Origin of the sequence: Alistipes sp. An54, assembly GCF_002159375.1 — a bacterium.
Taxonomy (GTDB): domain Bacteria; phylum Bacteroidota; class Bacteroidia; order Bacteroidales; family Rikenellaceae; genus Alistipes; species Alistipes megaguti.
Map to the genome: position 1 here is coordinate 240,348 of NZ_NFIA01000003.1, position 22,087 is coordinate 262,434.

Here is a 22,087-nt window from a genome sequence, read left to right on the forward strand (position 1 = left end):
ACGGCGCGATCCCGACGGCCCCCCCCCTATTGGACCAGCAGGTTGCAGCCGCGGATCTCGGCGTGGTCGACCCGACCCTCGACGACGAACGAACCGTCGGTGTCGACGTGTCCGACATCCTGCGTCTGGATGAAGGCGCACGACCAGCGGTTGGCCAGGTCGATGATGTTCAGCCCGCCGCGCTGGCCCGCGGGCAACCCCTCGAAGGGATCGTTTACGTCGCGGCACACGGCCCGCATCCACGCCGGGCAGCGGAACCGGTTCCCGCCCTGTGAGTAGGCCTGCGAGGTGAGCTCCGCCATGCCGTACTCCGAGTGGATGGCCTCCACGCCGAAGGCGTCGCACAGAATGCGGTGGAACTCCTCCTTGGGAATCTCCTCGCGATAGCCCTTCATGCCGCCGGTCTCCATGACGATGGTGTTGTTCAGCTTCGGGGCGTAGCGTTCGGCCAGATCCCACAGCGCGTAGCTCACGCCGAGCAGGATCTTCGGCTTCGGATCCCGGGCCATATCGCGCAGCAGCGCGTCGTAATCGTCCAGGTAGAAGCCTCCCGACCCGCAGTCGGCGATCAGCCGGTCGGCCATGTAGACCAGCGACGACCCTTTGCGGCGCAGGTAGTTCGGCAGCAGGGCGTAGAGACTCCATCGCGACGGATCGCCGTAGAACGCGCGGAATGCCCCGCGGAATGCCTGCTCGTAGAGGGTCAGCGAGCGCATCGGATGGCGCGACGGGATCATGCCCGTGGTGGCCGACGAAGTGAAGACCGCCTCGGGCGGTTCCGCACAGCAGTAGACCTTGTGGCTCTTGAAGAGCTCGATGGGCAGGAACGGAATCTGCCGCAGCGAGGCGACCGCTTCCCGTCGGACGCCGATGCGGTCGAGGTATTCGCGGTAGGGCGGGCATGCTTCGGCCTGGAAGCGGAACAGCTCCAGTGCCGCGGTTTCGAAGGCGGCCTTGTCGCCCTCCGCGAGGAGGAATATGTCGTCGGTGGAGATCATCAATGCAAAGGTACACAAAAATCGACAAACGACAACCCCCGGAGGAAGACTCCTCCGGGGGTTGTCCCTTCTTCATACAATCCGGATCGATCCGTTCCGAACCCGCTTTTCGTCGGGCATGGAGGCGTCATCCGGTGCAGCGCACTACTTTTTCGACTTGGGTGCAAGCATCATGTTCATCTTCTTGCCGTCGAGCTTGGGCATCATCTCCACCTTGGCGATATCCTCCAGATCGGTGGCGAAGCGCAGCAGCAGGATTTCGCCCTGCTCCTTGAAGACGATCGAACGTCCGCGGAAGAAGACGTAAGCCTTCACCTTGCAGCCCTCCTTGAGGAAGTTCTGGGCATGCTTGAGCTTGAAATTGTAGTCGTGGTCGTCGGTCTGGGGGCCGAAACGGATCTCCTTGACGACGACTTTCGCCTGGTTTGCCTTCAGCTCCTTGGCCTTCTTTTTCTGCTGGTAGAGGAACTTCTGGTAATCGGCGATGCGGCAGACGGGAGGATCGGCCTTCGGAGAGATCTCGATCAGGTCGAGCTCCAGCTCGTCGGCCAGACGCAGTGCGTCGCGGATCGGCATGACCTGTGCCTGAGGCACGTTGTCGCCCACCACGCGCACTTCGGGAGCCGTAATCTGGTCGTTGATACGGTGCGGATTCTCCTTTTCGGGCGCTCTGCGTCCCAGGCGGGGATTGTTGCCTGTAGCCGGTTTCGGTCTGTTATTCCCGGGGTTGAACGGCCGCGGCGGGAATGGTTTCGGTGCTGCGATAGTTGTACGTATTTAAGTTAATAATGTGTTGTCTTGGTTGCCTTCGGATCAGTTCTTCACGATCTTGTTGGCTTCGACCTCGGCCTTGACCAGGCCGGTCAGGAAGTCGCGGAACTCCTCGAGTTTCATCTGCCCCTTGTCGCCTTCGCCCTGGGCACGGACCGAAACCAGCCCTTCGGCCTCCTCTTTCTCGCCGACGATCAGCAGGTAGGGGATGCGCTTGAGCTCGTTGTCGCGGATCTTGCGGCCGATCTTCTCGTTGCGGTCGTCGACCTCCGTGCGGACGTCGTAGCGGTTCAGGTATTCGCAGACGGTCTGGGCGTAGCCGTTGAACTTCTCCGAGATCGGGAGTACGACCACCTGCTGGGGCGAGAGCCACAGCGGGAATTTACCGCCCGTATGCTCCAACAATACTGCCACAAATCGCTCCATCGAGCCGAACGGCGCACGGTGGATCATGATCGGGCGGTGGAGTTTGTCATCGGCGCCCTTGTACGTCAGGTCGAAACGCTCCGGGAGGTTGTAGTCCACCTGGATCGTACCCAGCTGCCACTTGCGGCCGATGGCGTCCTTGACCATGAAGTCGAGTTTCGGACCGTAGAAGGCGGCCTCGCCGTACTCGACCACCGTTGTGAGGCCCTTCTCCTTGGCGGCCTGCATGATGGCCGACTCGGCCTTCTCCCAGTTTTCGTCCGAACCGATGTACTTCTCCCGGTTGTTGGGGTCGCGCAGCGAGATCTGGGCGGTGTAGCTGTCGAACTTCAGCGTCTTGAAGATGTAGAGTACGATGTCGATCACGCGTTCGAACTCGTCGAGCAGCTGATCGGGGCGTACGAAGATGTGTGCATCGTCCTGCGTGAATCCGCGCACACGGGTCAGTCCGTGGAGTTCACCCGACTGCTCGTAGCGGTAGACCGTACCGAACTCGGCCAGACGCACCGGCAGCTCCTTGTACGAACGGGGTTTCGAGCGGTAGATTTCGCAGTGGTGGGGGCAGTTCATCGGTTTGAGCAGATACTCCTCGCCCTCGATCGGGGTGTGAATGGGCTGGAAGGAGTCCTTGCCGTACTTGGCGTAGTGGCCCGAGGTGACGTAGAGCTCCTTGTTGCCGATGTGCGGGGTGATGACCTGCTGGTAGCCGTACTGCTTCTGGACGTTGCGCAGGAACTGCTCCAGACGGTCGCGCAGGGCGGCGCCTTTGGGCAGCCACAGAGGGAGTCCCGGGCCGACGCGCTGCGAGAAGGTGAAGAGTTCGAGCTCCTTGCCCAGCTTGCGGTGGTCGCGCTTTTTGGCCTCCTCCATCATCTTGAGGTAGTCGTCGAGCATCGACTTCTTGGGGAACGAGATGCCGTAGATACGCGTCAGCATCTTGTTCTTCTCGTTGCCGCGCCAGTAGGCTCCGGCCACGGAGGTCAGCTTGATGGCCTTGATGTATCCCGTATTGGGGATGTGGGGACCGCGGCAGAGGTCCGTGAAGGCGCCGTTGGTATAGAAGGAGATGGTACCGTCCTGCAGATCCGAGATGAGTTCGACCTTGTACTGGTCGCCCTTCCGGGTGAAGGTCTCGAGGGCTTCGGCCTTGGGAACCTCGCGGCGAACGAGCGGCTCCTTGTTGCGGGCCAGTTCCACCATTTTGTTTTCGATGGCCGGCAGATCGGCTTCGGTGATGGGCGTCGGCGAATCGACGTCGTAGTAGAAGCCGTTGTCGATGGCGGGGCCGATACCGAACTTGATGCCCGGATAGAGGGCTTCGAGGGCTTCGGCCAGCAGGTGTGACGAGGTGTGCCAGAAGGCGTGCTTGCCTTCGTCGTCGTCCCACTTGTAGAATTTGATCGAGGCATCGGCGTCGATCGGGCGCATCATGTCAACCGTTGCGTCGTTTACCGAGGCCGCCAGCGAGTCCGCAGCTAAACGAGGGCTGATGCTCTCGGCGATCTGGTAAGCAGTTGTCCCTTCGGCGTACTCGCGTACGGAACCGTCGGGGAAAGTGATTTTGATCATAAAGGTTTTTATTAAAATTTTCGGGGCCTTCGGTGCTTCCACAATTACGAGACGGAATACACTTCGGGTTTGTCCGTTATTTTGTTTTTCTGTTACTCTTTGGGCTCCCTGGCATTCTGCGGGGTTTCCTTTGCGCCGTCGCGGGCCGATTTTTCGCGTTCGGCACGGGGCAGGGGGTTGGCGCTCCACTCGGCCCACTGGGCGCGGTGGCGGAGGATGTCGATGGCTGTGTAGATGGCGTTGCGCATCGACTGCGGGTTTGCCTTGTCCTTGCCGGCGATGTCGAATGCCGTGCCGTGGTCGGGCGAGGTGCGTACGGCCTGCAGGCCGGCGGTGAAGTTCACACCGTCGGGCGAGAGGCTCTTGAAGGGTGCCAGCCCCTGGTCGTGATACATGGCCAGGATGCCGTCGTATTTGGCATAGCCTCCGCCGGCGAAGAGCCCGTCGGCGGCAAAGGGCCCGAAGGCGAGAATCCCCTCATGGAAGGCGTCGACGATGGCCGGGTGGATGATCTCCTGCTCCTCGCGGCCCAGCAGTCCGCCGTCACCGGCGTGGGGGTTGAGGGCCATCACGGCGATACGGGGCCGGACGATGCCGAAGTCCTCGATGAGCGAGCGGTTGAAGATCCGCAGATCGGCGAGGATCTCTTCGCGGGTGATGCGGGCGGCGATCTCCGAGACGGGAATGTGCTTGGTGACCAGCCCCACGCGCAGCACGTCGCTGCACATGATCATCATCGACTCGCCTCCGAGTTCCGCGGCGAGGTATTCGGTGTGTCCCGTGAAGCGGAAGTCGTCGCTCTGGACGGTCTCCTTGTCGAAGGGGGCGGTGACCAGCGCATCGAGTTCGCCGGCCTTCAGGTCGCGCATGGCCGTGCGCAGCGCCTCGACGGCGGCGCGGCCGGCTTCAGGGGTCGGTTTTCCGGGTTCGACCCGGGCGATCTGGCCGCAGGCGACGAGGTTGATCCGTCCGCGGCGGGCCTCGGCGGCCGAGGCGACGGTCGTCGGGGCGAACTGCTCGACCTCCGTCAGGGTATTTCGGTATGCGGCAGCCGCCTGGGGCGATCCGTAGAGAACGGGGGTGAAGAACTCCGTGATACGGGGGTCGGACAGTGTCTTGATGATCACCTCCCAGCCGATTCCGTTGGGGTCACCCTGCGTGATGCCTATCTTGTATTTGGGTTCGGTCATAACTCTTTTTCGGGTTGCCGGTTCCGAAGGTATCCTCCGATCGGAGGGTCCGGAGCCAAATGCAACTGTTTCAACTCACAAAAGTATAAATTTTCGGAATATGGCGTGCTCCGGCGGGGGATAAAAATGCGATTTTCGCCGCATTTGCTCCGTGCGGGGGTCATTTCGCCCCGTGCATGGCGGTCCGGCGCCGGAATTCGGCGCAGACGATTCCCGTTGCCATGGCAACGTTGAGCGACTCCGAGCCGCGTCGGTCGGCGGGCCAGGGCGGGATGAAGAGTTTGCGCGAGATACATTGCGCCACGGAGGGAGTTACGCCGCGGCCTTCGTTGCCCATCACGACGATGCCCGCGGGCGAGAGGCGGCTCTCGTAGAGGTTCTCCCCCTCGAGGAAGGTGCCGTAGACGGGTACCCCGTCGCGTGCGGCCGCAGTGAGCGCGGCGGCCAGATCCGTGTAGTGGACCCGCACGCGCAGAATGGCCCCCATCGTAGCCTGCACGACCTTCGGATTGAAGCAGTCGGCGGTCCCCTCCGAGCAGAGGATGTCGCGGATGCCGAACCAGTCGGCCAGCCGGATGATGGTCCCCAGATTGCCGGGGTTCTGCACCTCGTCGAGGGCCAGCGTCAGCCGTTCGCGCAGCTCTTCGGGGTGCAGCCGGTAGCGGGGGATCTCGACCAGGGCCACCGAGTTCGACGGCGTCTTCAGTTGCGAGAGACGCTCCATCTCGCGCGGCGTGACCACCTCGACCTCGTCGCCCGCGAAGATCCCCTCGAGGGCGTAGATCTGCCGCACGCGCAGTTGCGACGTGCGCAGTTCACCGATGAGCTTTTCGCCCTCGGCCAGAAAGAGTCCCTGCTCCGTGCGGCCGCGTTTGTCGGCCAGCGAGCGGACGAGTTGGATTTCGGCTTTTGTCATGCTTCTTTGTCTATGCGGAAGGTAACCCCTTCGGTGGCGGGCCAGGTGTCGGGGAAGAGCGTCCGGGCCTCCTCGACCAGCACCCCTTCGTCCTTGTAGCGCGACGAGTAGTGTCCGATGATAAGCCGTTGGGCCCCGGCCTTCAGCGCCGCCTTCGCCGCATCGAGCGTCGTCGAGTGGCCGCGGTCGCGGGCCGAACGCTGCTCGGCGGCGGCGTAGGTCGCCTCGTGATACATCAGATCCACCCCGCGGCACAGCTCCGCGGCCCGGGCCGAGAAGTTCGTGTCCGAGAGGTAGGCGTACGACCGGGCCCGGTAGGGGCGGTAGGTCAACTCGCCGTTGGGGATCACCTCGCCCGACTCCAGCGTGACATCCTCCCCTCTCTTGGCGGCGGTGATCTGGGCGATCGAGAGGCCGTATTTCACGATCTTGAACTTGTCGACGTTCAGCGGCGGCTCCTTCTCGCGGAAGAGCACCCCGGCACACGGCACCCGGTGGCGCAGCGGGATGCTCCACACCTCCACCGTGCGGTTCTCCATCAGCAGGGCGTGCTTCGTGGTGTCGACCCGGTGCCAGATCACTTCGTAGGGCAGGTCGGCGTCGAACAGCCGCAGGTCGGCCTCCAGCATCTCGCCGAACGGCGCCGGGGCATAGACCTCGAGCGGCGTGCGCCGCCCGTAGAGCCCCAGGGTCGAGATCAGCGGGAAGATGCCGTAGACGTGGTCGCCGTGCAGATGCGAGATGAATACCGCACGGAGCTTCAGCGGATTGATCCCGTAACGGATCAGCTGCTGCTGCGTCCCCTCGCCGGCATCCACCAGGTAGTATTGCTCGTGGATGTTCACCGCCTGTCCCGAGGGGTGGCGGTTCGGAGTCGGCTTGGCCGACGAGCAGCCCAGTATGGTTACCGCGAAACTCACCGCAGCAGGAATCGTTCGCAGTCCAGGGCGGCGATGCAGCCCGAACCGGCGGCGGTGATGGCCTGACGGTAGTGGGGATCCTTCACGTCGCCGGCGGCGAAGACACCCTCGACCGAGGTCTTCGACGTGTTGCTCTCGACGCGGATGTAGCCCTCCTCGTCCAGTTCGAGCTGTCCGGCGAAGAGCTCCGTATTGGGGTGGTGGCCGATGGCCAGGAAGAAGCCCGCGATGTCGATCGTGCGCTCCGAACCGTCCGTCTTCACCAGACGGGCCCCCGTCACGCCCTGCTCGTCGCCCAGCACCTCGGCGGTGTTGTACTCGAAGAGCACCTCGATGTTCTCGGTGTGGAAGACGCGCTCCTGCATCGCCTTCGAGGCCCGCAGGAAGGGTTTGCGGACGATCATGTAGACCTTGCGGCAGAGCGAGGCGAGGTAGGTGGCCTCCTCGCAGGCCGTGTCACCGCCGCCGACAACGGCCACATCCTTCTTGCGGTAGAAGAATCCGTCGCACGTGGCGCAGGCGCTGACGCCCTGTCCGCGGAATTTCGTCTCGGAGGGCAGGCCGAGGTATTTGGCCGTGGCGCCCGTCGAGACGATGAGGCTCCGGGCCAGGATCTCCTTTTCGCCGTCGACCTCGACGCGGAACGGACGCTCCGAGAGGTCGACCTTCGTGATGCTGCCCGACCGCAGGTCGGTGCCCAGCCGTTCGGCCTGCTGGCGCATGTTTGCCATCAGCTGCGGGCCGTCTACCCCTTCGGGGAATCCCGGGAAGTTCTCGACTTCGGTGGTGGTGGTCAGCTGGCCGCCGGGTTCGATGCCCTCGTAGAGGACCGGTGCCAGGTTGGCGCGTGACAGATAGATGGCGGCCGTGTAGCCGGCCGGGCCGCTTCCGATGATCAGGACCTTTACCTCTTCAGTTTGGTTGTTTTCCATGGTGTCTTGTTTTTATTGTTCGTCTTCTTTTGCCTGTGTTGTGTGTTCGGGAGTTTCGGGATCCGGCGCTTCCGGCTGCATTCCCCCCCCCTCCTGGGGTTACGGGCGGGCCGAGCGTTCGCCCAACTCCGACTGCCGGCGTCCCAGATAGTCGAATTCGGCCCAGAGTCCCTCCTTGCGGACAAAGACGTTGCTTTCGACCGGGTCGTAGTCGATGATTTCGTAGATGGGCGGGATGATCCATTGTCCCTGCCGGTCGATGAGTCCCATGCCCGTATCGGTTTCGGCCTTGGCGCGGCCTTCGTGGAAGTCGCCGGCCCAGCGGAGCGTTGCGGGGATCACCACGCGGTTTTCGGCATCCACGAAGCCGTAGCCGCTCTTGTCCTCGACACAGACCAGCCCTTCGGACAACTGGCCGGTCCAGAGGTGGCCGGTGAGCCTGCGCAGCGGGTTGTAGTGCATCTCGACATCCGAGACCTGCATCGGGTCCGAACGGCGGAGCACCTCCGCGCGCAGATCCTCGAACGAGGGTTCGTCGTTCTCCGGGTGTCCGAACCGGGCGTCGTGGTAGCGCAGCGGTATGAAGCGGTCGCCGACCCAGCGCAGATTCCGCGGCCGGAGGTTGTTGTGGGCGAACTCCAGCGTGCGGAGCGCCTGCTGCAGGGTGTCGAGGGCCGTGAGGAGCCGATCGGTCGATTCGCGGCGCAGGGCCTCTTCGAAGGAGATCCCCTCCGGGAGGTACTCCAGCACCAGATCGCAGCGGAGCTCCTCGCCCGTGGGGCCTGTCCAGCGCATCTCGCCCGGAAGGATCCGGTACGGCGAGAGCCACTCCGAATTGAGGCGGCCGATGCGCGAGGCGGTGCGCTCGACCGAGTGGATGGCCGACGACGAGAGGGGCATCGACACCAGCCAGCGGTGTCCCTGCCAGTCGATCTGCGCCTCGGCGAAGCGCGTCGTGCGCATCAACAGCGGCAGCCCTTCGGGGCCGGGCACGGCCCGGGCGTCGGTCAGGTGCGAAAAGCAGAGGTCGGGGGTCAGCAGCGCCCGGGTGAAAGTTTGGATCGTAGGTGTCATGGTGTTATTCGATCTTGACGCTGATGGAACCGATGTTGAGCATGGCGATCAGCTGTTCGGCCGAGGCGTTGTAGCTCATGCTCCGGACGGCGGCACCAGGCGTCGAGCAGCTCCGCAGCCTGGTCCAGCGCCTGATACATCGGCGTCTGCCCGGCAGCCTCGGGTGCAACCCACGCCGGAGCCGGAATCTCGCGCAGGGCCGTCGAACCGTCGGGCATCCGGCACTCGATGACCTCGCGCCGCATGGGGACCTGCAGGGCGGCGAGCTTCGCCACGGAGATCATCTCGACGCCGTCGGGCAGCAGCGAGTAGACCTCGTCGTTGCCCGAATAGCTCCAGACGGCGATATCGTAGTAATCCCTCACGCCGTCGTTGCGGCGGGCCCGTTCGATCAGTTCGAACAGCAGTCCGTTGGTGATCGAGGCCACGGCTTCGGCCTTGGTCATGCGCCGGCCGTGGACGTCGATCTCCTCGGCCATGGATCCCGAACCGTCGATCAGCAGCACGAAGGCCGTGCGGTGGGAGCGTGTGATGCTTTGTGTGTACATGGGTTTTACGTGCTATCTCTATTTCAAACCTCTCACGGCGAAGTAATCCCTGCGCCGGTCCTCCTCGTTGTCGCAGTCCAGGCCGTAGCCGACGGCCATGTCGAGCGAACAGTCGCGCCGGCGGTCGGCGTCGGTCATCTCGCGCAGGGCGGCGTGGGCGTTGCGCCCGGCCTGGATGGCGTCGTTGAGCTCCCCGACGGTCGGTGTGTGGCCCAGCAGCGAGGCATAGACCTGCAGAGCCCAGCTGTGGGCATAGTCGTCGTAGTGGACGTCGAAGATCCGGAAGCGGTTGTCGACGGCCGTCGGATCGGTGAGTTCGCCGCGATCCACGGCGTCGAGAATCTCCCGCATGGCCTGCCGCGTGATGTATTGTCCGGCGGCGTCGATCCAGCGTCCCGCGCCGTTGTGACGGGGATTCGACTCTCCGCGGTCGAGCATCGACCCGAGAGCCGCCACGATGGCCTTGTTGTAGAGTTTCAGCCCCCGCTGGAGCGAGGCGGCGCGGATCAGCGTCTTGTTGTAGGTGTAGACTTCGGCGTCGGGGTCCTGCTCCTGCAGCGTGTGGAGGATGTTCACCGCATCGAGCATCGCCTGCGTGACGTAGGGGTTGTATTCGTCGAAGTCGATCACGTCGCGTTTGAGTTTGCGGTGGTCGCGTGCCGGCCACTTCTCGATGTCGCGCACGGCGCCGTAGCTGGCCAGGTTGGCCCCCGGCATCAGATGGCTGCGCCCCTCCTTTTCGATCAGGTAGGAGTAGGGAAGGGCCGACGTGTCGTGGTGGTAGGAGTGGTGGCCCATGACCATCGTGAAGGCCCCTTCGAGGGCCGGTGACATGATGTAGGCCCCCGAGGCGAACTTGCAGCCCCGCAGGTGGACCGACTGATGGACGGCCCCGCTCTTGAAGAGGTGGTTGCTCTGGTTCGAGCCGCTGCCGGCATTGAAGAACGAGAACATGCCGGCGATGAGCAGCGACGACTTGTGGTGCGAGACGGTGTAGGGACCGGCGAAGATCGAGGCGGCTTCGCCGTTTTCGCAGTGCGAATTGGCGAAGAAGAGCGATTCGGCGGCCGTGAAGCCCTTGTCGAGGATGCAGCTCTCGCCCACGAAGCAGCGTTCGACGGTCGAGCCGTTTCCGATGCGGGCCCCTTCGGCGGCGATCAGGTCGCAGGCCTTGACATCGACGCCGATCTCGACACCGTCGCAGAGCGTGGCGTTTTCGAGCAGCGAGGCGCCGTCGATGCGGACCTCGTCGCCGATGCATACCTCGCGCAGGAAGCGGGCTCCGACGATGCGGCAGTTGCGTCCCACGCGGCCGATCTCCGACTGCCGCTCCTCGACCCGGCGGTCGATCATGCGCTCCAGGGCGGCCAGGGTCTGCGGACGGTGGCGGTAGAGGGCCATGACGTAGGCCATCTGGGCCGACATCGTATCGAAGATCCGCACCGTGCGGCCGCCGCATTCGTTCATCGTGGCCACGCCGACGCCGTTTCCGAACGACGAGCGGTGGCGGCACTCCAGCGCCGTGACATCCTCGATCAGGGATCCCTCGCCGATCTGGCAGTTGCGCACCCGGGAGTGGATGATGCGGGCCTCGGAGCCGATGCGGACCTCGCCTTCGAGGCGGCTCTGCTGCAGCTGGAAGGGCTGGAAATCCTCCGAAACCCGGACTTGCGACCAATCTTCGGCCGTATTACCCAGTGCTTCGAGCGACGCGATCTGCTCGGCGGTCAACGTTCTGAATGGAGTCATAACTTTTCGGTTCTCAATCATCATGCCGCCGGCGGTCTCGGGGATGGCGATCTTCCGGCGGGCAATCCGTATCCTACAACCTACAAATATAACGATTTGCCGTCAAATGTCAAATTCCTGCCCTGCGCGGTTGATTCTCCGCCAGCGGCCGTCGCGCAGAATCCGGGCCCAGCCTTCGCGGAAGGGCTTGACGGCCTGACACCCCCGGCAGCTCAGACGGGTGCGCCCCTGCGGGTCGATGAAGTGCCACGTGCGGCCCAGCAGTACGGCGGCCAGCCCCTCGGTGAAGTCGAATCCGTTGTCGTAGAGCGGCGGAATAACCACCCTCTCCCGTGTGCGGAAACCCCAGCGGCCGCCCTCGGCATACAACTCCGGCAGTGAATCCTCCTCTTCCGACGGTGGATTTCCCGACTCCGGAACCTCTCCGACGGTTGCTGGATTTTGTTCTGCGGCTCGCATCCGTTCGTTTCTCACCCCTTCGGACCGCTCCCGGTCGGCTCTCCGAACCGCCTCGGCCAGCAGCGCCGAAAGGTCGGGAAGTTCCGGCCGCGGAGCCCGCAGCAGTTGGGCGATGCGGTAGGCAAGGGCCATGCCCCGCGTCTCGAACAGCCCGAGCGTCTCGCACAAAGCCGGATCCGTGGCGGCCCGTCGTGGATCGTAGAGCAGTGCATCCGCCTTCCCGTAACGCTTCCACATCGTCGGATCGAGGGCCAGTGCATGGAGTGCCGTGGAGATCAGCGCCGCCGGATAGTCGTCCAGCCGAGCGTTGAAGTCCGCGGCCGTGCGGGCCGGATGCTGATAGGCGGCCGTTCCCAGTTCGGGGCTTGTCTCCCCTTTCATGCCGGGCAGAAAGGAGGCGTCCAGGTCGATCACGTGCAGCCGTCCCGCCGCATCGACCAGGATGTTTTCGGGTTTGAGATCGCCATGGGCCCGGTCGTCGGCCACCATCGGGGCGGCCAGCCGGTCGAATGCCTCGGCCAACTCTCCGAGACGCCGGGTGTCACCCTCCGTAGCGGCGCGGGCGATGGCCGTGTGCAGGTCTTCGCCTTCGATCCAGTCGCCGATCACCACGTCGACCCATACGCCGCTGTCGGGCGACGTGTAGAGGTAGAGTTCCCGTTCGAGCAGCCGCCCGCCGTAGATCTCCCTCAGGTGGCGCTGCGGCCGCAGGTAACAACGCAGCGAGCGGATCCGCCCCTGGTGGCGGATGCGAAAGACGGCCGCCGAGTTCCCGACGCTGAAGCACATTCTCCCCGACGGGTCGCGGCATACCTCCACCGCTCCCAGCGTGCGGGTCAGTCCGTCGGGATCGGACAACGTCATCAGGTATTGGCCTAGGGTATGCATTTTCTATAAAAGTCTGCCTGTCGGCGGTTTCCCGGGGCAGTCGAGTCTCCTTCCTCGCCCCCCCCCACCCGACAAAAAAAACCGGATTGAAAACCCGGTTTTTCGTATCGGACTGTCGGCATCAGCGGATGTCGACCGGCTCTTTCCCCGTTGAGGAGGTGTTTTCGTTGAGGCGGTATTTGCCCGGTTCGTCCGGTTTGGCGTCGTTCTGTCGCCTTGGCGTTGCTCCGCCCGGTTGGACATCGCCTTGTTGCCTGGGTGTTGTACCGTCCGTTTGACATCGCTCCGCCTGCTCGGGCATCGCTCCGCCCGGTTGGACATCGCCTTGTTGCCTGGGTGTTGTACCGTCCGTTTGACGTCGCTCCGCCTGCTCGGGCATCGCTCCGCCCGTTTGGGCGTCACGCGGGAACTGGTCTTCGGGCGTACCCCTCCCTTCGACTGCCCCCCCCCTGCGAGGAATTAGTGGCAGTGGCAGTGACCGTCGTGGTCGTCGCAGCAGCCGTCGCCGCATTCGTGGTCGCCGCCGCACGATCCGCACGAGCAGTGGCCCTGCAGATCTTCGGGCGTCACGTCGCGCACCGAGACCACCTCCACGTCGAAGTTCAGCGTCTTGCCGGCCATCGGGTGGTTGAAGTCCATCTTCACGTGCTCGTCGCCGACCTCCTTGACCGTACCCATCATGCGGTTGCCTTGGGCATCGCTCATCGGCACCTGGCTTCCCTCGAAGAGGATCTCCTCGGCGAGTTTGCCGTCGACCATGAAGATATTTTTGGGAAGTTTGACGATCGCCTCCTCGATCACCTCACCGTAGCCGTCCTTGGGCTCGAGCGTGAACGAGACCTTGTCGCCGGGCTCCTTGCCGAGGATGGCCTCCTCGAATTTGGGGAGCAGCATGCCCGTACCGAAGATGAACTCCAGGGGCTGTCCGGGGCGCGACTGGTCTGCGATTTTGCCGTCGACGGTGAGTTTGTAGTCTACGGCGACCATTTTGTTCTGTTCTACTTTCATTTTTCTATGTCTTTAGAATGTTTGCGTGCTGATGTTGCTTGCAGCGCCCAAAGGTACGCACTTCGGGGCGAGTTGCCAAATTATCAGGCAAAATTTTCAGGAAACGGTCCCCTGAAAACATCGTGCCGAATTCCGTGAAAAAGGACGGCAAATCGCTTCGCCGCCCTTTTTTCGGATGAGGCATTTCGGATGGGGTGTGCAGTTTCGAAGCCGTGTTTCTCTCAGCGTCTCCCTTGTGCTCTCTGCGTCTTCCTCAGGCTGCCCCCCCCCTCCTTCGGCTCCGGATCAGTCGCAGTTGCGGCAGCAGAGGTTGCGGTCGCCGTAACCGTTGTCGATCTTCGACACGTAGGGGAAGAACTTGGCCGTGCGGACCCATTCGAGCGGGAAGGCGGCCTCCATGCGCGAGTAGGGGTGGGGCCACTCGCCGGCCAGTTCGACGGCCGTATGTGGGGCGTTGGTCACCACGTTGTTCTTCTCTCCGGCGGCCGCTGCGGCTTCGCATTCGCGCTTGATCTGCACCAGCGCCTCCATGAAGCGGTCCATCTCCTCCTTGGGTTCCGACTCCGTGGGCTCGACCATCAGCGTCTCGTGAACCGGGAACGAGAGGGTCGGGGCGTGGAAGCCGTAGTCCATCAGACGGTGGGCGATGTCGCCGCAGTCGATGTCGTAATCCTTCTTGAAGTGGGTCAGGTCGAGGATCATCTCGTGACCCACACGCCCCGTCTCACCCGAGTAGTAGGTGCGGAACTCCTTCTTGAGGGCTGCCGACATGTAGTTGGCGTTGACGATGGCCATTTCGGTGACCCGCTTCAGCCCCTCGGCGCCGAGCATCTTGATGTATCCGTAGGTGATGGGCAGCAGCATGGCCGAGCCCCACGGTGCCGAAGCGACGGCCGTGATGCCCTCTTCGCCGCCCGTGGCGACGATCGGGTGGGTGGGGAGGAAGGCCTTCAGCGGTTCGGCCACGCAGATCGGGCCCACACCCGGGCCGCCGCCGCCGTGCGGCATGGCGAAGGTCTTGTGGAGGTTCAGGTGGCAGACGTCGGCTCCGATGTAGCCCGGGTTGGTCAGTCCCACCTGGGCGTTCATGTTGGCGCCGTCCATGTAGACCAGACCGCCGGCGTCGTGCACCGCGTCGACGATCTCGCGGATGCGGCTCTCGAAGACGCCGTGCGTCGAGGGGTAGGTCACCATCAGCGCGCACAGCTCCGAGCTGCACTCGCGGGCCTTGGCCTTCAGGTCGTCGACGTCGATGTTGCCGCGCTCGTCGCAGGCCACCGTGACGATCTTCATGCCGGCCATGGCGGCCGACGCGGGATTCGTGCCGTGGGCCGAGGCGGGGATCAGCACGACGTTGCGGTAGCCCTGGCCGCGGCTCTGGTGGTAGGCGCGGATCACCATCAGTCCCGAGTACTCGCCGGCGGCACCCGAATTGGGCTGCAGCGAGCAGGCGGCCAGTCCGGTGATCGTGGCCAGATCGTGCTCCAGTTCGGCGATCATCGTCAGATAGCCCTCGGCCTGGTCGGCCGGAGCGTAGGGGTGCATGTTCTGGAAGCCGGCCAGCGAGAGCGGCTGCATGAGCACCGCGGCATTGAGCTTCATGGTGCACGAACCGAGCGAGATCATCGAGTTGGCCAGCGAGATGTCTCTCAGTTCGAGGCGTTTGATGTAGCGCATCAGGGCGCTTTCGGAGCGGTACCGGTTGAAGACCGGCTCCTGGAGGAAGGCCGACTGACGGCGCAGCGCCACCGGAATGCAACTTTCGGTGACAGCCTTCACGGCCTTGGCCTTCTTGCCCTTGGCGGCGGCGAAGATCCCGATGACGGTCTCGACCTCCTCGGGGGTGGTCACCTCGTCGAACGACATGCGCACGCGCTCCTCCGAGGGGTAGAAGAAGTTGATCCCCTTGTCGAGGGCCAGCGACTGTACGACGGCGGCTTCGGCCTCGACCTCCAGCGTATCGAAGAACTCCTTCGAAGAGAGCTTGTAGTCCAGCGCTTCGAGGGCGCGGGCCACGGTGGCGGCCGCGAGATGGGCCGTCATGGCGGCGCGCAGCAGCCCCTCGGGGCCGTTGTAGACGCAGTAGAAGCCCACCATCGAGGCCATCAGCGCCGAGGCGGTGCAGATGTTCGACGTGGCGCGTTCGCGCTTGATGTGCTGTTCGCGCATCTGCAGGGCCATGCGCAGGGCCTTGTTGCCCAGCCTGTCGACCGAGACGCCGATGATGCGGCCCGGCATGTTGCGCTTGAAGGCCTCGCGCGTGGTCATGTAGCCGGCGCTCGGGCCTCCGAAGCCCATCGGCGTACCCAGCCGCTGGGTCGAACCCACGGCGATGTCGGCGCCCCATTCGCCCGGCGCCTTGAGCAGCGCCAGCGCCAGCGGATCGGCCACGGCCGTAACGAGTGCCCCCTTGGCGTGGGCGGCGGCGGTGAAGTCGGCGTAGTCGCGCACCGTGCCGTCGGCGGCCGGATACTGGACGATGGCGCCGAACTCGCGGCCCGTGAATTCGTATTCGTCATACTCGTCGATGATCAGCTCGATGCCGAAGGGTTCGCTGCGCGTGAGCAGCACGTCGAGCGTCTGCGGGAAGAGGTTGCGGTCGACGAAGAGCTGGTTGCGTCCCTCCTTGACGGCCTCGCGCGAACGCAGGGCGTACATCATCAGCATGGCTTCGGCCGTGGCCGTGCCCTCGTCCAGGAGCGAGCAGTTGCCGATCTCCATGCCGGTCAGCGAGATCAGGGCGGTCTGGAAGTTCAGCAGCGCCTCGAGGCGGCCCTGCGAGATCTCGGCCTGATAGGGGGTATAGGAGGTGTACCACGCGGGGTTCTCGAAGACGTTGCGCGAGACGGCGGCCGGCACGGCGCACGGATACCATCCCATGCCGATGAACGACCGCAGCGTGCGGTTGCGGTCGGCCAGCTCGCGGATGTGGGCGGCGAATTCGTACTCGCTCATCCCTTCGGCGGGCAGCGCCAGGGGTTTCTTGAGCCGGATGGATTGCGGAATGACCTGTGCGATCAGTTCGTCGACCGACCCCACGCCGATCACGTCGAGCATCGCCTTGAGGTCCTTTTCGTTGTTGACGCCGATGTGGCGTCCGGAGAATTTGTCGAACATAAAAGGTTTACGGGTTATGTTGGTTTTTTGCGTTGTCTGCGTATTCGGTTCCGGGGGGGGCGGCGGTTGCGGTCTCTTCACTCCTCCCGTCCCGGGATCATACAAAGGTAAGACAAATGCAACGGACGCCCAAATTTTCCGCCGCTATTTTTCGGGCGGGGCGAAAAACGCCGAATCCCCGCAAAAACGGGGATTCGGAAGGGGCGGAGGAGGTTGTCCGGCCTGCGGTCAGTAGGTGAACGAGCTGCCGCCGATGAATTCGCGCAGGATCGACGTCGGCGGGATCTCGTCCGAGGGGATCGGAATGAAGTTGTCCAGGAACTTGAGCATGCGCCGCGCCTCGTCGAACTCCGGCACCGTGTCGGGCACCTCGCGCAGGATCTTCTCCGCATAGGGGCGCAGCACCGAGATCTCGTAGAACAACGACGAGTTGAGCATCACGTCGGCATTCTCCTGATAGGGGAAGATGTGCCGCTCCTCGCCGCGGCGCACCGAGGCCCAGCGCGAAAGCGTGTGCAGGGCATCGGCTCCGCGCTGCTTGTAGTCGCGCGTCAGACGCCGCAGCAGGCGGTTGTCCGTCGTGGCGATGCGCGAGAGGTTGTCCATGGCCACCGACGTGAAGCACGAGATGTAGATGCGGAACTTCTTCGAGTCGGGGATCGAGGGGGTCAGCCGCGGATTCAGGCCGTGGATCCCCTCGATGATGAGGATCGACCGCTCGTCGAGCGTCAGCGGCGTGCCGTGCTGCGTACGGCGCCCGGTGATGAAGTCGTAGCGCGGGATGTCGACGCTCTGGCCGGCCATCAGCCGCCGCAGGTGGTCGTTGAACAGCTCGAGGTCGATCGCCTCGAGGGCTTCGTAATCGTACTCGCCGTTCTCGTCGAGGGGGGTCTTCTCGCGGTCGACGAAGTAGTCGTCGAGCGAGATCATCACGGGCCGCAGCCCCAGCACGCCCAGCTGGATGCCGAGCCGCTTGGCCGAGGTGGTCTTGCCGCTCGACGAGGGGCCCGAGATCAGCACCATGCGGATGCCGCGCTCGGCGTTGGCGCGCTGGATGGCGTCGGCCACGTCTGCGAACTTCCGCTCGTGGAACGCCTCGGCCATCTTGATCATGCCGCCGGCATCGCCGGCCAGCGTGCGGGCGTTGACCGCCCCGATGGTCGGGACGCCCATCAGCGTCACCCAAGACTGGTACTCCTGGAAGATCGAGAACATCTTCTCCTGCTGGACGTTCTTGTTCAGCCGGTCGGGATCCGTGCGCAGCGGGAGCGCCAGGTAGAAGCCGTTGTAGCAGGGTTCGAGGTCGAACAGGTCCAGATAGCCCGTCGAGGGGGCCAGCGAGCCGTAGAAATAGCCCACCGTGTCGTCCAATGTATAAAGGTCGCTGTAGAGGCGCGGACGGGTGTCGAGCAGTTCGATCTTGTCCGCGAAGCCCTCCTCGGCGTAGCGGGCCCGGACCTCGGAGGTGAGCATCCGGCGGCGTTCGATCGGAAGGTCCTGCTCGACCAGCGCGCGCATGCGGTCGCGCAGACGGTCGGTTTCGGACGGGGAGAAGCGGTCGATCCCTTCGATTTCGCAGTAGAAGCCGCTCTGGCCCATCGAATGGCGGATGTGGAGCCGCCGGCCCGGATAGAGGTCCTTGACGGCCTTCTGCAGCAGGAACCACGCCGTGCGCTGGTAGACGCGGATGCCGGCAAACGAGGTGATGTCGACGAAGCGGACCGTCACGGGGGTATAGATCCGGTAGCTGAGCTCCTTGATGCGGTTGTTGACGAAGGCGGCCAGGAAGGGGTGAGGCCCCGGCGTGATCCGCCCGGCGATCTGCCGCAGCGGGGTCCCCATCTCCACGGAGAGCTTCCCGCCGAGGTTTTCGCAGATGATCTGAATGGTATCGTTCATCGGAAAAATTTGGCTGTATCGAAGCCAAAGATAGGAATAATTCGTACATTTGGCAACCGATTTTCCGAAATGAAAAACAATGTCGTGAATATGAAAAAGTTGCTCCAGGGGGTGCTGGCCCTGTCCGTGGTCGTTGCGGCCGCCTGCACGCCCCGCGAAACGACCCTCGTGGTGCTGTCGACCAACGACATGCACGCCCGCATTCAGAACTTCCCGCGCCTGGCCGCCGCCGTCGAGGCCTGCCGCGATACGGCCCGGCTGGTAGTGCTGGCCGACGCCGGTGACCGCTGGACCGGCAACGCCTACGTCGACAAGGCCCCGACGCCCGGCATGCCGGTCATTGCGCTGATGAACCGCCTGGGCTACGACGTGGCCACGTTCGGCAACCACGAATTCGACTTCGGGCAGGCCCATCTGGCCCGGATGATCGACAGCATGGACTTCAAGGTGGTCTGTGCCAATCTGGAGAGTGATACGTGCATCTTCCCGCAGCCGGCCTCCTGGACGATCATCGAGCGGGGCGGAATCCGCATCGGCGTGGTCGGCGTGGTGACCAACTACGAGGGCCCGGGCCATCCGGCCGGCAACGACGCCAATTTCGAGGGGTTGCGCTTCCCCGATCCGCAACAGGCGGCCCGCCGCTGTGCCGATTCGCTGCGCTCGAAGGTCGACGTGCTGGTGCTCCTCTCGCACATGGGCGACGACCGCGATGCCGAACTCCTTGCCACGGAACACCGCTACGATCTGGTGATCGGGGGCCACACCCACAAGCTGCGTGATACGCTCATCGGCGGCACGCTGCTCACCCAGACGGGCAAGAATCTGACCAACGTCGGTGCCACGACCATCCGCCTGCGCGGGAAGAAGATCGCGGCGATCGACTATCGCATCGTCCCGCTGGCGGACTACGCCCCCGATTCGCTCGTTCGGGCCGAGGTCGACCGTTATTATGCCGATCCGGAGCTGAACCGTCCGGTGGGTGAATTCGCCCGTGCGGCCAGCGGCTGGGGCGTGGCCAACTGGATGGCCCGGGGCGTGGCCGACAAGACGGCGGCCGAGGTGGGATTCTACCACGTCGGCGGCGTACGGCTGGATTCGATCCCGGCCGGCGGCATGAGTACGGCGCGCGTCTACGACCTCGAACCCTTCGACTCGCGGATTGCCGTGATGCGTATGACGCCGGCCCAGATGCGGCGGATGATCCTTACGAAGTACAACGATACGGAGAACCGCAAGGAGTCGCACCGCATCGATCTCATCTCGACAACCCCCTATGAGATCGTCACCAATGCCGCCGACAGCGCGCTGGATGTGCGTTTCCCGCAGCTGCGCGAGGGGCGTATGTACCGTGTGGCCATCAGCGACTACGTCTTCAAGAACTACCACGATCTGGACTATGTCGACGGTGCGATCACCGACATCAAGGTGGCTGACGTGCTGCTCGAAGAGCTGGAGGAGGATTCGCCGCTCGAGCCCGACAACCGGCCGCATCAGCGCATCGTCCGCCCGTAGAAGCGGCCGCTCTGAACCGCCGGCCGCGAAAAACGACTGAAAAACGGCTGAAAAAATTTGATTTTCAGCCAAAAAGCCGTACCTTTGCACTCCGCAAGCCCGGGAGATTGCTCCCGCGCGCGGGCAAAAACTTTATTATTAACCATTTAACGAGCGATTGTATCGCAAAAACAATTTCCAACATGGAAGAAGCAAAGAAAGTCGCAAACGAGAATTTCGACTGGAACGCCTTTGAAAACGACCTGGCCGTATCGGATCAGGACAAGGCCCAGATCACCGAAGCCTACGACAAGACGCTGTCGAATGTCAACGTCGGCGAAGTGGTCGAGGGTACCGTAACCGCCATCACCAAGCGTGAGGTCATGGTCAACATCGGCTACAAGAGCGAGGGCGTGATTCCCGTCTCGGAGTTCCGCTACAACCCCGATCTGAAGGTGGGCGACAAGGTGGAGGTCTACGTGGAGTCGGCCGAGGACAAGAACGGTCAGCTCTCCCTCTCGCACAAGAAGGCCCGTCAGCTCAAATCGTGGGATCGCGTCAACGAGGCCCTCGAGAAGGACGAGGTTATCAAGGGTTACATCAAGTGCCGTACGAAGGGCGGTATGATCGTCGACGTATTCGGCATCGAGGCCTTCCTCCCCGGCTCGCAGATCGACGTGAAACCCATCCGCGACTACGACGTATATGTCGACAAGACCATGGAATTCAAGGTTGTCAAGATCAACCAGGAGTTCCGCAACGTGGTCGTTTCGCACAAGGCCCTCATCGAGGCCGAACTCGAGGCTCAGAAGCAGATCATCATGTCGAAGCTCGAGAAGGGTCAGATTCTCGAGGGTACCGTCAAGAACATCACCTCCTACGGCGTATTCGTCGACCTGGGCGGCGTAGACGGTCTGATCCACATCACCGACCTCTCGTGGGGTCGCGTCAACCACCCCGAAGAGATCGTTTCGCTCGACCAGAAGATCAACGTCGTAATCCTCGACTTCGACGAGGCCAAGAAGCGTATCGCCCTGGGTCTGAAGCAGCTCACCCCGCATCCGTGGGAGGCGCTCGATCCCAACCTCAAGGTGGGTGACAAGGTCAAGGGCCGCGTGGTCGTTATGGCCGACTACGGCGCCTTCGTCGAGATCGCTCCCGGTGTGGAGGGTCTGATCCACGTTTCGGAGATGTCCTGGAGCCAGCACCTGCGTTCGGCTCAGGAGTTCCTGAAGGTCGGCGACGAGGTTGAGGCCGTCATCCTGACCCTCGACCGCGAGGAGCGCAAGATGTCGCTCGGCATCAAGCAGCTTACGCCCGATCCCTGGGAGAATATCGAAACCAAATACCCCGTCGGAACCCGTACGATGGCCAAGGTGCGTAACTTCACGAACTTCGGCGTATTCGTGGAGATCGAGGAGGGCATCGACGGTCTGATCCACATCTCGGACCTCAGCTGGACCAAGAAGATCAAGCATCCGGCCGAGTTCACCCAGGTAGGTGCCGACATCGAGGTTGTCGTCCTGGAGATCGACAAGGAGAACCGTCGCCTCTCGCTGGGTCACAAGCAGCTCGAGGAGAATCCCTGGAACACCTTCGAAAACCAGTTCCCCGTAGAGAGCATCCACGAGGGTACGATCACTGAACTTACGGACAAGGGTGCCGTCGTATCGCTGGGTGAGAATGTCGAGGGCTTCTGCCCGTCGCGCCAGCTCGTCAAGGAGGACGGCACGACCCCGAAGGTGGGCGACAAGCTCAACTTCAAGGTCATCGAATTCTCGAAGGCTACGCGCCGTATCACCCTCTCGCACCTGCGCACCTATGACGATGCCCGTAAGGAGGCCGTTGCCGCCGAGAAGGCCGAGAAGCGTGCTGCTGCCGACGCTACGAAGTCGACCGTGAAGAAGATCAACGCTTCGGTTGAGAAGACCACCCTGGGCGACATCGCCGGCCTGGCCGCTCTGAAGAGCGCCATGGAGGCTGCCGAGGCCAAGGAGGCCAAGGAGGCTGCCGCCAAGAAGGAGGAGTAATCTTCCCGAGGGGGGGGAAGTGAGTCCGGGAGAGGTACTCCTGAAGGGGGCGCGAAATCCCGGGGCTGCATGATCCCGGGGTTGTACGATCCCGAGGCTGCA

General features: G+C 63.4%; 16 protein-coding genes. 2 read left to right on the top strand and 14 right to left on the bottom strand.

Features of this window, described 5'->3' with window-relative positions; genetic code table 11:
* Positions 1-26: 26 nt before the first annotated feature.
* From B5G09_RS04685 to B5G09_RS04755, 14 genes are all read right to left on the bottom strand, one after another.
* Positions 27-998, bottom strand: a complete 972-nt coding sequence (locus B5G09_RS04685; protein WP_087404238.1) for an acyltransferase — start codon at positions 996-998, stop codon at positions 27-29.
* 144 nt (positions 999-1,142) lie between these two features.
* Entirely contained in the window at positions 1,143-1,679 is a 537-nt protein-coding gene (infC, locus tag B5G09_RS04690) for a translation initiation factor IF-3 (RefSeq protein WP_087311392.1), read from the bottom strand.
* A gap of 132 nt (positions 1,680-1,811) precedes the next feature.
* Positions 1,812-3,764 (bottom strand): threonine--tRNA ligase, encoded by a 1,953-nt coding sequence (gene thrS / locus B5G09_RS04695; RefSeq protein ID WP_087404239.1) that lies wholly within the window; start codon positions 3,762-3,764, stop codon positions 1,812-1,814.
* 92 nt (positions 3,765-3,856) lie between these two features.
* On the bottom strand, positions 3,857-4,954 hold the full coding sequence (pdxA, locus tag B5G09_RS04700; protein ID WP_087404240.1) for a 4-hydroxythreonine-4-phosphate dehydrogenase PdxA: 1,098 nt from the start codon (positions 4,952-4,954) through the stop codon (positions 3,857-3,859).
* Positions 4,955-5,114: 160 nt separating this feature from the next.
* Positions 5,115-5,870, bottom strand: a complete 756-nt coding sequence (locus B5G09_RS04705) for an RNA methyltransferase (protein ID WP_087404241.1) — start codon at positions 5,868-5,870, stop codon at positions 5,115-5,117.
* Positions 5,867-6,790: a ribonuclease Z gene (locus B5G09_RS04710; protein ID WP_087404242.1), complete on the bottom strand. Its 924-nt coding sequence runs from the start codon at positions 6,788-6,790 to the stop codon at positions 5,867-5,869. Before B5G09_RS04710 ends, B5G09_RS04705 begins: the two co-directional genes overlap by 4 nt.
* Positions 6,787-7,722, bottom strand: a complete 936-nt coding sequence (trxB, locus tag B5G09_RS04715; protein WP_087404243.1) for a thioredoxin-disulfide reductase — start codon at positions 7,720-7,722, stop codon at positions 6,787-6,789. The genes B5G09_RS04710 and trxB overlap by 4 nt, the downstream gene beginning before the upstream one ends.
* Before the next feature lie 99 nt (positions 7,723-7,821).
* Positions 7,822-8,796: a WG repeat-containing protein gene (locus tag B5G09_RS04720; protein ID WP_087404244.1), complete on the bottom strand. Its 975-nt coding sequence runs from the start codon at positions 8,794-8,796 to the stop codon at positions 7,822-7,824.
* On the bottom strand, positions 8,793-9,344 hold the full coding sequence (locus B5G09_RS04725; RefSeq protein WP_241147569.1) for a hypothetical protein: 552 nt from the start codon (positions 9,342-9,344) through the stop codon (positions 8,793-8,795). The genes B5G09_RS04720 and B5G09_RS04725 overlap by 4 nt, the downstream gene beginning before the upstream one ends.
* 18 nt (positions 9,345-9,362) lie before the next feature.
* Positions 9,363-11,093 carry a DUF4954 family protein gene (locus tag B5G09_RS04730; protein WP_087404245.1) on the bottom strand — a complete coding sequence of 577 codons (1,731 nt, stop codon included), beginning with the start codon at positions 11,091-11,093 and terminating at the stop codon, positions 9,363-9,365.
* Between the two features lie 102 nt (positions 11,094-11,195).
* A complete protein-coding gene (locus B5G09_RS04735; protein WP_087404246.1) occupies positions 11,196-12,440 on the bottom strand; it encodes a WG repeat-containing protein in 1,245 nt (414 codons plus the stop codon).
* A gap of 459 nt (positions 12,441-12,899) precedes the next feature.
* On the bottom strand, positions 12,900-13,448 hold the full coding sequence (locus B5G09_RS04745; protein ID WP_087311382.1) for a peptidylprolyl isomerase: 549 nt from the start codon (positions 13,446-13,448) through the stop codon (positions 12,900-12,902).
* 285 nt (positions 13,449-13,733) lie between these two features.
* Entirely contained in the window at positions 13,734-16,565 is a 2,832-nt protein-coding gene (gene gcvP / locus B5G09_RS04750; protein WP_087404248.1) for an aminomethyl-transferring glycine dehydrogenase, read from the bottom strand.
* Between the two features lie 228 nt (positions 16,566-16,793).
* Positions 16,794-18,464 carry a nucleoside kinase gene (locus B5G09_RS04755; protein WP_087404249.1) on the bottom strand — a complete coding sequence of 557 codons (1,671 nt, stop codon included), beginning with the start codon at positions 18,462-18,464 and terminating at the stop codon, positions 16,794-16,796.
* Positions 18,465-18,554: 90 nt separating this feature from the next.
* Between B5G09_RS04755 and B5G09_RS04760 the strand changes: the two genes are divergently transcribed.
* Positions 18,555-19,976 carry a bifunctional UDP-sugar hydrolase/5'-nucleotidase gene (locus tag B5G09_RS04760; protein ID WP_087404250.1) on the top strand — a complete coding sequence of 474 codons (1,422 nt, stop codon included), beginning with the start codon at positions 18,555-18,557 and terminating at the stop codon, positions 19,974-19,976.
* Between the two features lie 182 nt (positions 19,977-20,158).
* Entirely contained in the window at positions 20,159-21,985 is a 1,827-nt protein-coding gene (gene rpsA / locus B5G09_RS04765) for a 30S ribosomal protein S1 (RefSeq protein WP_087404251.1), read from the top strand.
* Positions 21,986-22,087 lie beyond the last annotated feature (102 nt).

What these genes read in the sequence shown, in the direction of transcription:
- B5G09_RS04685 (WP_087404238.1), bottom strand. Translation starts at nt 998, where the DNA reads ATGATCTCCACCGACGACATATTCCTCCTCGCGGAGGGCGACAAGGCC.
- thrS (WP_087404239.1), bottom strand. Translation starts at nt 3,764, where the DNA reads ATGATCAAAATCACTTTCCCCGACGGTTCCGTACGCGAGTACGCCGAA.
- pdxA (WP_087404240.1), bottom strand. Translation starts at nt 4,954, where the DNA reads ATGACCGAACCCAAATACAAGATAGGCATCACGCAGGGTGACCCCAAC.
- B5G09_RS04705 (WP_087404241.1), bottom strand. Translation starts at nt 5,870, where the DNA reads ATGACAAAAGCCGAAATCCAACTCGTCCGCTCGCTGGCCGACAAACGC.
- trxB (WP_087404243.1), bottom strand. Translation starts at nt 7,722, where the DNA reads ATGGAAAACAACCAAACTGAAGAGGTAAAGGTCCTGATCATCGGAAGC.
- B5G09_RS04720 (WP_087404244.1), bottom strand. Translation starts at nt 8,796, where the DNA reads ATGACACCTACGATCCAAACTTTCACCCGGGCGCTGCTGACCCCCGAC.
- B5G09_RS04725 (WP_241147569.1), bottom strand. Translation starts at nt 9,344, where the DNA reads ATGTACACACAAAGCATCACACGCTCCCACCGCACGGCCTTCGTGCTG.
- B5G09_RS04730 (WP_087404245.1), bottom strand. Translation starts at nt 11,093, where the DNA reads ATGACTCCATTCAGAACGTTGACCGCCGAGCAGATCGCGTCGCTCGAA.
- B5G09_RS04735 (WP_087404246.1), bottom strand. Translation starts at nt 12,440, where the DNA reads ATGCATACCCTAGGCCAATACCTGATGACGTTGTCCGATCCCGACGGA.
- B5G09_RS04745 (WP_087311382.1), bottom strand. Translation starts at nt 13,448, where the DNA reads ATGAAAGTAGAACAGAACAAAATGGTCGCCGTAGACTACAAACTCACC.
- gcvP (WP_087404248.1), bottom strand. Translation starts at nt 16,565, where the DNA reads ATGTTCGACAAATTCTCCGGACGCCACATCGGCGTCAACAACGAAAAG.
- B5G09_RS04755 (WP_087404249.1), bottom strand. Translation starts at nt 18,464, where the DNA reads ATGAACGATACCATTCAGATCATCTGCGAAAACCTCGGCGGGAAGCTC.
- B5G09_RS04760 (WP_087404250.1), top strand. Translation starts at nt 18,555, where the DNA reads ATGAAAAAGTTGCTCCAGGGGGTGCTGGCCCTGTCCGTGGTCGTTGCG.
- rpsA (WP_087404251.1), top strand. Translation starts at nt 20,159, where the DNA reads ATGGAAGAAGCAAAGAAAGTCGCAAACGAGAATTTCGACTGGAACGCC.